The organism is Nocardia sp. NPDC058497 (genome assembly GCF_042720195.1).
GTDB lineage: Bacteria > Actinomycetota > Actinomycetes > Mycobacteriales > Mycobacteriaceae > Nocardia.
Genome location: NZ_JBHXMY010000267.1, coordinates 1 through 7,845, shown reverse-complemented (window position 1 = coordinate 7,845; position 7,845 = coordinate 1). Strand labels below are relative to the sequence as shown.

The following is a 7,845-nucleotide window of genomic DNA, read 5'->3' as shown; positions in this document are numbered from 1 at the left end:
TTTCGTCATCGGCCGTATGCCCGCGGTTCCACGCGGTACCCGCACCTGTCGCTGCGGGCGATTACCCTCGTCGGCGGCGCCTGTCGACGCGGTGCCGCGCATCGTCCGCGTATCGAAGAGGAGAGTTGCGATGAAGGCCTACGACCTGGGTTTCGGAGATTCGGCGGACAAGCTGGCCGAGACGCCCGGCGGTGAACCGCTGACTCTCGACGCGCCGGTCCGCGCCGGCTGGATCGGCAGCGAAGGTCCCGCGATCGACCCGGCGACCTGGCCGCGCGGACCGGTCACCGGACTGCCGATGATGCACGCGCTCACCCTGAGCCTGCCCGCCGACTTCCAGCGCCGCGGCCCCGGCTTCCCCGCGATCGCCTTCTTCCAGGGTGAGGGCCAGTTCGCCGACGCGACCAACCCCGTCCAGGCCGACGCGGACTCCGACGACCCGGTCGCCCGCGACCTGGTCGCCACCCGCCTGCACGCCCAGCTACAGCTGCTGCACGACGAGATCGGCGGCGTGTTCGCCCTGATCTGGTTGACCGAAGCCGAATTCGCGGGCGGCCCCGTCGCCCCGCCCGCCGACGTGCGCTCGCCCGGTTCCCCCGTCGCGAGCGACGAGGGCCGCAACGCCTGGGACGACATGCACCCCACCGTCGGCGTCTGGCTCGCCGAACGCACCGCCGACCCCAATATCGGCATTCCCCCGGTCGAATACGAACCGAACACCCGCTACCAGGACCCCCTCACCGAAGACTCCGGCTGGAACCCCTGGGCCGAGCCCCTCTTCGGCCGCTCCCACCTCGGCGGCACCGCCTTCCCCGTCCAAGCCCTCCCCGAAGGCCTGACCCCGTACTACCTGGAGATCGAGGAAGTCGCGGGCATGAACTTCGGCGGCGGCAACGCCCAACTCGATTTGGAGTCAGGCGTTTTCGATTGGGCCTGCGGGTAGGGAGGCCAGGCGGGCAAGGTCAGCCGAGATCCCGGATCGCCTTGTCGCAGTGATCTGCCCCGCCGGTGATGTCACCTGGGAGCTCGCCCGTGAAGGCGGTAACCACTCCGTCTTCAAGCTCGGCGGGAAACAGATTCCCATCGGGCGCCATGCCGAGATCGACGACCGCCTCGCCGTTACGATCTACAAGCAGTGCGAGGAAGTGCTCGGGAAAGGATGGTGGCGGAAGTGACCTACACTGCCCGCGTCGAGCGGGGCGAGCGGTATTGGCTCGTCCACATCCTCGAAATCGATCAGTGGACTCAGGCTCGCACCTTGCAGGAGGTCGAGCCTATGGCCCGCGATCTCATCGGGGTCATGCAAGAAGTACCGATCGATTCTTTCGATCTGACAGTCCAGGTGAACCTGCCTGAAGCCGCACGGGAGAAGTGGGAGCGGTCCAAGCGGATTCTCGGTCAGATCGATGAACTGAAGGCGGCAGCCGCTGCTGCAGCAGCGGCCGCGGCGCAGACTCTTGCCGAGGCAGGGCTGTCGCAGCGCGAGATCGGACTTGCGCTGGGTGTTTCGCATCAGCGGGCGGCCCAGCTCGTCAATCGCAAGGCGTCATAGCGATCGCCTGCTGTCCACGGGGCTCAGTCGACGGTCGCAGGGCGGTTGTCGTCGGGATGTGCGCCGTCGGTGATCCGGGGCAGGTGTACGACCGGTGCGGTGGGTGAATCCTGTTCGGCGGCAGGGGGATTGATGATGATCGGTGCTATCGGGTCGGGCTGTGGTGGGGCGGAGCGGAGCAGGCGGACTATGCCGATGAGCACGAGCAGGTAGATGACCACGTAGATGTTCATCATGATCTGGGCGCCTGGCCACCACGGGGGCAGGAGGAAGGTGCCGACGCTGACCCAGGTGGGGGTGTAGGTGTAGGTCCAGGCGGCGATGGCGATGTAGAGGGCGCCCGCGGTGAGCCACCAGCGGCCTCGGGTTTGGGCGCGGTGGATCAGGTAGACCATCAGGGGGACGAACCAGACCCAGTGGTGGCCCCAGGAGTAGGGGGAGACGGCGCAGGCGGTGAGGCCGCCGAGGGTGACCGACAGCAGCGGTTCGCCGCGGCGCGCGAGTGCGGCCGCGAGCCACAGCGCGAGGAGGGCGATCGGGATCGCGACGAGCAGCCACAGCCAGACCGGGGCCGGGCCGTGGGTGAGATGGGCGATGGCGCCGCGCAAGGACTGGTTGGCGGCATGGACGTCGGGGGCGATGCGGCCGGACTGGAAGAACGTCGAGGTCCAGTACTGATAGGAATCGCGGGGCAGGACAAGGGCGGTCAGGCCGATCGACGCGACGAAGGTGAGCGCGGCGGTGGCCGCGGCGCGCCACTGCCGCCGCGCCAGATACTGGGCGACGAAGTAGAGCGGCGTCAGCTTGATGCCCGCGGCGATGCCGACGCCGAGGCCGCGCAGCTTGCTGTGCTCGGCGCGGGAGAAATCCCACAGCACGAGCAGCATGAGCCACAGGTTGATCTGCCCGTAGTAGAGGGTGGTGCGGACGGGCTCGGCGAAGACGCAGGCCAGCGTGATCAGCGCGCTGACGACGGCAAGGCGCGGCGTCACCCGGTAGCCGAGCATCCGCCAGCTCTGCAGCACACAGCCGAACAGCACGGCGAGATTGAGCACCAGCCAGGTTGTGGTGACGGCTCCCCAGGGCACCAGCACAAGTGGCAGGAAGGCCAGCGCCGAGAACGGTGTGTAGGTATAGAGGAGCCCGTAGTGCGTCGGCTCGATGTAGAGCGCCCGATCGTGCAGCACCCGCCAGCCGCCGTCGCGGTAGATGTGGACATCGAGGCCACCGACGAGAATGCCGCCATTGTTCATCCACGGGTCCATGGTGGTGAACAGCAGTGTCACGCCCAAGACGGCGGTAACGAGTAACAGGAGGAGCGTCGAGACTGTGCGCGGGAGTGCTGCGCGTCGAGATTTCTCCACCACGGCCGTGCTACCGGCCGGCTCGCATCGTATGCACGCCTAAGAACCTACCGCCCGTCGGTCACGCCGCTGCGCTCCGGGCCGCCGTCGGTAGGAGATCCCTATGAGCCATGGCGCCGAACCGATCTCGGTACCGCCGGGTCATGCGGCCGGTTGCAGGACCAGCATGGTGTCGGCGCCGTGATGGAATTCGTAGCGGGTCTTGCGCAGGGCGGTGGGGATGCCCTTGTCGTGTAGTTCGGTTCTGAGGTGGTCGATCAGGTCGTCCAGTGGGGCGCCGGCGTAGTCGAGCAGCGGGTAGAGCCTGGCCTCGCCGACGGTGACGCGGGACAGTTCGAGCAGGGCGGAGAGATGGAAGTCGGCGTCGAGGCGGTCGGCGTAGCTGAACAGCAGGTGCGAACTGAGGGCGAGGTCGAAGGATTCGTCGGGGAAGGGGAGTTCGGGCAGGCTCGCCGCGACGTAGCGGTGCGGTTCGGCGCGCACGTCGTCGGCGAAGCGGCGGGCCGCACCGCGCCGGATCGCGGCGTGGCCCGCGGGGGAGCCGTACCAATCCCAGCGGTAGCGGTGCGCGTTGGCGGCGGCCCAGGCCACGGCGCGGTCGTTCTCGGTGACCGCGTCGACGGATAGTTCCGTGGTCGAGCGCGCGTAGATCGGATCCACCGCGGTGACCGCGGCGCCCAGCGTGCTGGCCTCGGCGGTGAAACTCGCTGCGCCGCCGGGACAATCGAGAATTCGGCGACCGGTGAGATCGTCGTCGGACAGGTGAAACATCGCGCGGTACTCGGCCAAAGATCTTGCGCTGACCAGAAATTCACCGAGTACCTCGCCATCGGCGTGGTGCTTCATCACCCCACGTTCTCACGACTTGCGTTCGCCCGGTGGTGAATTCACTGGTGTGGTCATTCCGATTGCAAGACTCGGTATAAAGGTTCCTCAGCTCAGGCCGACGCGGTGAGTCTGCGCAGCGCCTTGGCGACCACCTCGGGATCGGTGGTCTCCCAGTACGGCGGCAGCGATGCGCGCAGGTAGCTGCCGTAGCGGGCGGTGGCCAGGCGTGAATCGAGGATCGCGACAACGCCGCGATCGTCGACGCTGCGCAGCAGCCGACCGGTGCCCTGGGCCAGCAGCAGCGCGGCATGGTTGGCCGCCACCGTCATGAAGCCGTTGCCGCCGCGCGATTCCACCGCGCGCTGGCGTGCGGTGAGCAGCGGATCGTCGGGGCGGGGGAACGGGATGCGGTCGAGGATCACCAGACTCAGCGACGGGCCGGGCACGTCGACGCCCTGCCACAGCGTGAGGGTGCCGAACAGCGAGGTCGCCGGATCGTCGGCGAACTTGCGGACCAGCGCGCCCATCGAATCCTCGCCCTGGCACAGCACCGGCGTGTCGAGTCGTTCGCGCAGCGCCTCGGTCGCGGCCTTGGCGGCGCGCATCGAGGAGAACAGGCCGAGCGTGCGCCCGCCCGCGGAGGTGATGAGCTGCTCGATCTCGTCGAGATAGGCGGGCGAGAGGCCGTCGCGACCCGGCGCGGGCAGATGCTTGGCGACATAGAGGATGCCGGACTTGGCGTGGTCGAACGGGGAGCCGACGTCGAGAGAACTCCAGCGCACCGATTCGAGGTCGGCCGGAGCCGTCGCGCCGTTGGCCATGGCCGGGTCGACCTTGCCGCCCTGCTGTGACGGCAGACCCCAGGTGATCGCCAGCCCGTCGAACGAGCCGCCGATCTGCAGCGTCGCCGAGGTGAGTACCACGGTCGCGGTGCCGAACAGCCTGCTGCGCAACAAGCCACCCACCGACAGCGGCGCCATCCGCAATGTGCGGCGCGCGACGCCGCGGATCTCGTCGGCCGACAACCAGATGACGTCGCGGCGCGCGGCTGGATCGGCCTCCTCGAACGCGGTGAGCGCGCGCACGGCCGCGTCGTGCACGTCGTCGATCGCGGCCACCGCCATCGTGCGGGCGGCGGCGTTGTCGGGATCGTCGGTGGCCTTGACGCGGCCCTGCGGCGCGATGGCGGTGCGCGCGTTCCAGGCGGCGTCGCGGACCAGCGCGAGCACGGGGGCGATGCCGTCGGGGAGCTGGTCCCAGCGGCCCGCGGGCATGTCTTCGAGTGCCTCGTGGAACGCCTCGGCGGCGCCTTCGAGCCGGTCGACCTCGCGGTCGTCGATCAGCTTGGTGCAGCGGCGGGCGGCGGCGCTGATCGCGGTCGCGGCGAGTTCGGCGGTCGCCACCCCGGTGACCCGGTCGACCAGCTCGTGCGCCTCGTCGATCACCACGACATCGTGTTCGGGCAGCACCTGGATGCCGCTGATCGCGTCGATGGCGAGCAGCGCGTGATTGGTGACGACCACGTCGGACTGCGCCGATTCCGCGCGCGCCTTCTCGGCGAAACAGTCCTGGCCGAACTGGCAGCGGGTCTTGCCGAGGCATTCGCGCGAGGACACGCTGACCTGGCGCCAGGCCCGGTCGCTGACGCCGGGGGCGATCTCGTCGCGGTCGCCGGTCTCGGTGTCGGAGGCCCATTCGTTGAGGCGCTGGACCTCGCGGCCGAGCTTGGAGATGGCGAACGCGTCGAACAGTTCGGCCTCGCCGCCGGTGTCCTCCGGGATCACGCTGTTGATCTTGTTCAGGCACAGATAGTTGTTGCGGCCCTTGAGGATCGCGAACTGCGGTACCCGGCCCAGCGGTTTGGCGAGCGCGTCGGCCAGTCGCGGCAGATCGCGGTCGACGAGCTGACGCTGCAGCGCGATCGTCGCGGTGGAGACGACCACGGTGCGCCCCGTCCGCACCGCGTGCCGCAGGCTCGGTACGAGATAGGCCAGCGATTTACCGGTGCCCGTCCCGGCTTGGACCGCCAGATGCTCTTTGGTGTCGATCGCGTGGTCGACGGCGGTGGCCATGGTGGTCTGACCGGTGCGTTCCGTGCCTCCCAGGGCATGCACGGCGGTGGCGAGCAGGTCGGCGACGGGAGGAATTTCGGGCACGCAGGCAGCTTATCCGCCCCCTCAGACAAGTCCGCCCGGCCGACGGCGAGCCCGCTCAGGACTCGCGGACGAAGTCGTCGATGTTGGCGCGGATGTAGTCGAGGACGCGCTGCTCGAAGTCGGCGGGCTCGTTGATGTCGTAGATCTCGTCGGGGTCGTCGGCGCGGGCGCCGTCGGGGCGGCGGATCTGGCCGGGGTTGGCGATGGTCTGGTGCTCGTCGTCGAAGAAGCGGTCGAGGTCGTCGTCGGCGGAGCTGGCGGAGGCGTCGCGGGCGGCCAGTACCGCGGCCGCGGCCAGTTGCGGCATGCCTGCGGCGCGCAAACCGCGTGTGGCCCAGGGGAGTTCGCTGCGGCGGGTTCGCAGGTAGCTGCTGAAGCCAGCGTCCAGGACGCTGGTGTGCAGGCTCGACAGGGCCAGCAGGTGGGCGAAGGCGGGCGGGAGTTCGGCGAAGGCGCCGATGCCGCGGCGCTGCAGTTCATCGGTGACGGGGTTGGACCAGAAGACGATGTCGGCGGCGTCGTGGATGGAGTCGAGATCGGCCAGCGCCGTGGTGAGGCGGTCGCGTGCCTGCGCCGGGAATCGGTAGTCCATGCGTGCAGGCTAGCGGCGACGCGCGCACCTGCCGCGGGCAGTTCGCCGGGCCGGGTTGACCCCCTGCGGCTCAGGCGAGCAGCTCGCCGACCGGGTCGACGCCCACCGCGGGTGGTCAGGCGGCAGCTTGACTGCCGGGTCGACGTCGGTCGCGGGGTGGCCGGGCGGGCAGTTCGCCAGGTGGGTCGAGTCCCGCGCGGGTTGGGTCAGGCGGGAAGCCCGCCGACCAGGTCGACGCCCGCCGCGCGCAGTTTGGTCAGGGCGGAGGCGACGGTCTCGGGGGCGACACCGGCGGTGAGATCCAGCAGGATGCGGGTGTCGAAGCCCTCGGACCTGGCATCGAGGGCGGTGGCGCGGACGCAGTGGTCGGTGGCGATGCCGACGACGTCGACGGTGTCGATGGACCGGGCGCGCAGCCAGTCGGCCAGGGTGGTGCCGTCGGCCGACGCGCCTTCGAAGCCGGAATACGCCGCGGAATACTCGCCCTTGGAGAAGACCTCCTCGATCGGGCCGGTGTCGAGCGCGGGGTGGAAGTCGGCGCCCGGGGTATCGACCCGGCAGTGCGGCGGCCAGGTGTCGACGTAGTCGGGCTCGGCGGAGAAGTGCGGACCGGGATCGACGTGATAATCCCTGGTCGCGACCACGGCGTCGTAGTGGTTGCGCGCCAGGAACGCGCTGATCGCCGCCGCCACCGCGGCACCACCGGTGACGGCGAGGGAACCGCCCTCACAGAAGTCGTTCTGCACGTCCACGATCACCAGGCCACGTGCCATGCCGTCCTCACCTTCTCCGCAGGGCTCTGCCGGACCATTCTCCGCCGCCCGCGCCGGGTCGGCCACCCGGTCAGCCCAGGAACGTGGTCGGCACCGCGGGCTCGCCCAGGAACGTGGTCGGCACCGCGGGCTCGCCCGCCGAGAGCTTGAGCCCCTCCCACGGCAGGCTGACCAGCCCGCGCGCGACCAGCTCCCGGCTCTGCGCCAGCGTCGCCACCCCGTCGACCGCCGCGCCCTTGCGGACCAGCGGCACCTGCAGCTCGCGCACCTGGAAACCGTTGGTGGCCGGTGCCTCTCCGGCGGCCGGGTACACGATCTCCTCGACGATCGTGCCGGTCGCGCGGGCCAGCCGCACGGCCTTTTTGGTGCCGCCGCGCGACTGCTTGTGGCTGCTGCGCTTGGCGACCGGAATGCCGTCGACCTCGACCAGCTTGTAGACCATGCCCGCGGTCGGGGCGCGGGATCCGCTGTAAACAGCGCTGGCGACTCCGTACAAGTCGACCGGTTGGGCGCGCACGGCCGCGCTCGAATAAGTCTCCAACGATGACGAGAGAACGCTTCGGGTGGCGGTGTCGCGGTG

The 7,845-nt window shown here is 69.6% G+C and carries 8 protein-coding genes and 1 pseudogene; 3 read left to right on the top strand and 6 right to left on the bottom strand.

The features are described from left to right. Positions 1 to 130 precede the first annotated feature (130 nt). Genes ACFWPJ_RS18555 through ACFWPJ_RS18545 form a run of 3 tightly spaced genes read left to right on the top strand, consistent with a single transcriptional unit; the run spans position 131 to position 1,552 of the window. On the top strand, positions 131 to 943 hold the full coding sequence (locus tag ACFWPJ_RS18555; RefSeq protein WP_378852904.1) for a hypothetical protein: 813 nt from the start codon (positions 131 to 133) through the stop codon (positions 941 to 943). Positions 944 to 992: 49 nt separating this feature from the next. After that, positions 993 to 1,175 (top strand): hypothetical protein, encoded by a 183-nt coding sequence (locus tag ACFWPJ_RS18550; protein ID WP_378852902.1) that lies wholly within the window; start codon positions 993 to 995, stop codon positions 1,173 to 1,175. Continuing rightward, positions 1,172 to 1,552, top strand: a complete 381-nt coding sequence (locus tag ACFWPJ_RS18545; protein ID WP_378852900.1) for a HicB family toxin-antitoxin system — start codon at positions 1,172 to 1,174, stop codon at positions 1,550 to 1,552. The genes ACFWPJ_RS18550 and ACFWPJ_RS18545 overlap by 4 nt, the downstream gene beginning before the upstream one ends. Positions 1,553 to 1,575: 23 nt before the next feature. On the opposite strand, the gene ACFWPJ_RS18540 is transcribed toward ACFWPJ_RS18545, so the two are convergent. From ACFWPJ_RS18540 to ACFWPJ_RS18515, 6 genes and pseudogenes are all read right to left on the bottom strand, one after another. Beyond that, positions 1,576 to 2,838: a glycosyltransferase 87 family protein gene (locus ACFWPJ_RS18540; protein ID WP_378852898.1), complete on the bottom strand. Its 1,263-nt coding sequence runs from the start codon at positions 2,836 to 2,838 to the stop codon at positions 1,576 to 1,578. A gap of 219 nt (positions 2,839 to 3,057) precedes the next feature. Beyond that, positions 3,058 to 3,762, bottom strand: a complete 705-nt coding sequence (locus ACFWPJ_RS18535) for a methyltransferase domain-containing protein (protein WP_378852896.1) — start codon at positions 3,760 to 3,762, stop codon at positions 3,058 to 3,060. Positions 3,763 to 3,854: 92 nt separating this feature from the next. Continuing rightward, positions 3,855 to 5,900, bottom strand: a complete 2,046-nt coding sequence (locus ACFWPJ_RS18530) for an ATP-dependent DNA helicase (RefSeq protein WP_378852894.1) — start codon at positions 5,898 to 5,900, stop codon at positions 3,855 to 3,857. 55 nt (positions 5,901 to 5,955) lie between these two features. Beyond that, positions 5,956 to 6,492 (bottom strand): hypothetical protein, encoded by a 537-nt coding sequence (locus tag ACFWPJ_RS18525; RefSeq protein WP_378852892.1) that lies wholly within the window; start codon positions 6,490 to 6,492, stop codon positions 5,956 to 5,958. 206 nt (positions 6,493 to 6,698) lie between these two features. Beyond that, positions 6,699 to 7,265: an isochorismatase family protein gene (locus ACFWPJ_RS18520; protein WP_378852890.1), complete on the bottom strand. Its 567-nt coding sequence runs from the start codon at positions 7,263 to 7,265 to the stop codon at positions 6,699 to 6,701. 70 nt (positions 7,266 to 7,335) lie between these two features. After that, positions 7,336 to 7,845: pseudogene (locus ACFWPJ_RS18515) on the bottom strand (nicotinate phosphoribosyltransferase); the annotation flags it as partial.

Excerpts from the sequence above, each read along its gene's own strand:
- ACFWPJ_RS18525 (WP_378852892.1), bottom strand. The coding sequence starts at position 6,492 with ATGGACTACCGATTCCCGGCGCAGGCACGCGACCGCCTCACCACGGCG.
- ACFWPJ_RS18520 (WP_378852890.1), bottom strand. The coding sequence starts at position 7,265 with ATGGCACGTGGCCTGGTGATCGTGGACGTGCAGAACGACTTCTGTGAG.
- ACFWPJ_RS18535 (WP_378852896.1), bottom strand. The coding sequence starts at position 3,762 with ATGAAGCACCACGCCGATGGCGAGGTACTCGGTGAATTTCTGGTCAGC.
- ACFWPJ_RS18555 (WP_378852904.1), top strand. The coding sequence starts at position 131 with ATGAAGGCCTACGACCTGGGTTTCGGAGATTCGGCGGACAAGCTGGCC.